The sequence below is a fragment of the Mesobacillus boroniphilus JCM 21738 genome (genome assembly GCF_000517385.1).
Classification (GTDB): Bacteria; Bacillota; Bacilli; order Bacillales; family Cytobacillaceae; genus Mesobacillus; species Mesobacillus boroniphilus.
In genome coordinates this window covers 1-1,758 of sequence record NZ_BAUW01000201.1, presented here as the reverse complement: position 1 = coordinate 1,758, position 1,758 = coordinate 1, and the positions used below count along the sequence as shown (strand labels likewise).

Annotated in this window: 10 tRNA genes and 1 rRNA gene; all 11 read left to right on the top strand. The window is 46.0% G+C overall.

Annotated features, from left to right (window positions below):
• Nucleotides 1–248 precede the first annotated feature (248 nt).
• The 11 genes from rrf to JCM21738_RS21705 all read left to right on the top strand — a co-directional run bounded on the left by rrf (nucleotide 249) and on the right by JCM21738_RS21705 (nucleotide 1,560).
• Nucleotides 249–364: ribosomal RNA gene (gene rrf, locus JCM21738_RS21755) — 5S ribosomal RNA — on the top strand.
• Between the two features lie 80 nt (nucleotides 365–444).
• Nucleotides 445–519, top strand: a tRNA-Asn gene (locus JCM21738_RS21750).
• 42 nt (nucleotides 520–561) lie between these two features.
• A tRNA-Thr gene (locus JCM21738_RS21745) sits at nucleotides 562–634 on the top strand.
• A gap of 18 nt (nucleotides 635–652) precedes the next feature.
• Nucleotides 653–727, top strand: a tRNA-Glu gene (locus JCM21738_RS21740).
• 45 nt (nucleotides 728–772) lie between these two features.
• Nucleotides 773–848 (top strand) — tRNA-Val (locus JCM21738_RS21735).
• 25 nt (nucleotides 849–873) lie between these two features.
• Nucleotides 874–949 (top strand) — tRNA-Thr (locus tag JCM21738_RS21730).
• Between the two features lie 92 nt (nucleotides 950–1,041).
• A tRNA-Tyr gene (locus JCM21738_RS21725) sits at nucleotides 1,042–1,126 on the top strand.
• A 54-nt stretch (nucleotides 1,127–1,180) separates the two neighbouring features.
• A tRNA-Gln gene (locus tag JCM21738_RS21720) sits at nucleotides 1,181–1,255 on the top strand.
• Nucleotides 1,256–1,260: 5 nt separating this feature from the next.
• Nucleotides 1,261–1,333: transfer RNA gene (locus JCM21738_RS21715), tRNA-Lys, on the top strand.
• 73 nt (nucleotides 1,334–1,406) lie between these two features.
• Nucleotides 1,407–1,481, top strand: a tRNA-Gly gene (locus JCM21738_RS21710).
• Nucleotides 1,482–1,484: 3 nt separating this feature from the next.
• A tRNA-Ala gene (locus JCM21738_RS21705) sits at nucleotides 1,485–1,560 on the top strand.
• Nucleotides 1,561–1,758: the final 198 nt, after the last annotated feature.

Sequence of the window (1,758 nt, the reverse complement as noted above, 5' to 3'; positions counted from 1 at the left end):
TTGCAGGCGACTGTACAGCCTTGACTAGTGCTGGAGGGCCAGCAGTTGAAGTCGTTCTTTGACTTCAGCGGATGGACCGAAGCAATCTCGAGAGGCTAGGAGCCGAAACTGGACATTAGATTACTCGTTTCTTATTCTTCTTACACATTATCTAGTTTTGAGGGAATAAAATTTTGCGAAAGCAAAAACAAATTACCTCTTGAAAAATGCATAAAAGACAGTATAATAAATATTGTCCTTAAAAATTGTCTGGTGGCGATGGCGAGAAGGTCACACCCGTTCCCATACCGAACACGGAAGTTAAGCTTCTCAGCGCCGATGGTAGTTGGGGGTTTCCCCCTGTGAGAGTAGGACGCCGCCGGGCGATGATGCTATTTCATCTTGGACAACTTCTAAGATGAGGCAACCGAATCATCTGCAAGAGTTATGTTAAATTACCATTATTCCGCAGTAGCTCAGTGGTAGAGCACTCGGCTGTTAACCGAGCGGTCGTAGGTTCGAATCCTACCTGCGGAGCCATTATCTCTAAATGACAAAAGTCATTTGAGCTGGCAGCAAAATGCTTCCATAGCTCAGCAGGTAGAGCACTTCCATGGTAAGGAAGAGGTCAGCGGTTCGAGCCCGCTTGGAAGCTCTGAAAATATTATTATATGGCCCCTTGGTCAAGCGGTTAAGACACCGCCCTTTCACGGCGGTAACACGGGTTCGAATCCCGTAGGGGTCACCAAGTTTTTTTCGCGATAGTGATAAAAACATCAGCGAATTAAATTATGGAGGATTAGCTCAGCTGGGAGAGCATCTGCCTTACAAGCAGAGGGTCGGCGGTTCGATCCCGTCATCCTCCACCATTTTTCATGAATGATTTTCCTTAATGCCGGTGTAGCTCAATTGGTAGAGCAACTGACTTGTAATCAGTAGGTTGGGGGTTCAAGTCCTCTTGCCGGCACCATGCTTCTTACTTCCTTGAATAACTTCAGCGGAAGCATGCGATAAATCCCGAAGGGATTTTGAGCATCTAACTAGGTATAGAAGCACTTATGTGGAGGGGTAGCGAAGTGGCTAAACGCGGCGGACTGTAAATCCGCTCCCTCAGGGTTCGGCGGTTCGAATCCGTCCCCCTCCACCATTTTAATAAATATTAAAATTGGACAAGCTACTAATGTCCTTTTTATTTTTTCATTGGGCTATAGCCAAGCGGTAAGGCAACGGACTTTGACTCCGTCATGCGTTGGTTCGAATCCAGCTAGCCCAGCCATTTTTGAGCCATTAGCTCAGTCGGTAGAGCATCTGACTTTTAATCAGAGGGTCGAAGGTTCGAGTCCTTCATGGCTCACTCATGTTAAGACCCCTAAGAATGAACTTAATCCTTTATTTTTAGGGGGGTTTATCTATTATAATAAAATTACGCGGAAGTAGTTCAGTGGTAGAATACAACCTTGCCAAGGTTGGGGTCGCGGGTTCGAATCCCGTCTTCCGCTCCAAATGGGGCCTTAGCTCAGCTGGGAGAGCGCCTGCCTTGCACGCAGGAGGTCAGCGGTTCGATCCCGCTAGGCTCCACCATTACACTACATAAATACCTTTTCAGCCATAAATCCAACCGGGTTTATGGCTTTTTTTTATTTTTCATTCAATCAAGGTTTCAGGTTATGAAGCTCAAAGCTGTCAAGAAAAAGCAGTTATTATGACAGGTTTCTAGTTATGGAGCGCAAAGCTGTCAAGAAAAAGCAGTAATTGTGACAGGTTTCTAGTTATGGAGCG